The organism is Streptomyces sp. GbtcB7, assembly GCF_019091445.1.
Taxonomy (GTDB): Bacteria; Actinomycetota; Actinomycetes; order Streptomycetales; family Streptomycetaceae; genus Streptomyces; species Streptomyces mirabilis.
Genome location: NZ_JAGXJM010000685.1, coordinates 1 through 233, shown reverse-complemented (window position 1 = coordinate 233; position 233 = coordinate 1). Strand labels below are relative to the sequence as shown.

Below are 233 nucleotides of genomic sequence, written 5' to 3'. Positions count from 1 at the left end.
ACCGAGGTCGCGCTCGGCGGGTCGCCCCAGCCGAGGTAGATGTACGCCGTGTGCTGCTTGAAGCCGTTCCTCCGCCAACCGCCCGCGTCCGTGGTCACGGACACGGAGTTGGAGGCCCCGGAGGTGTTCCCCGCCGCGTCCCGCGCCTTCACCGTGAACGTGTAGGCGGTGCTCGACGCGAGACCACTGACCGTCGCGCTCGTCCCCGAGACGCTCAGCACCTGGTTCGAGCC

Annotated in this window: 1 protein-coding gene; it reads right to left on the bottom strand. The window is 70.4% G+C overall.

Features of this window, described 5'->3' with window-relative positions; translation table 11 throughout:
* Window positions 1-233, bottom strand: a 233-nt coding sequence (locus KVT44_RS57235; protein WP_217577220.1) for a fibronectin type III domain-containing protein, incomplete at both ends; no start/stop codon positions are given.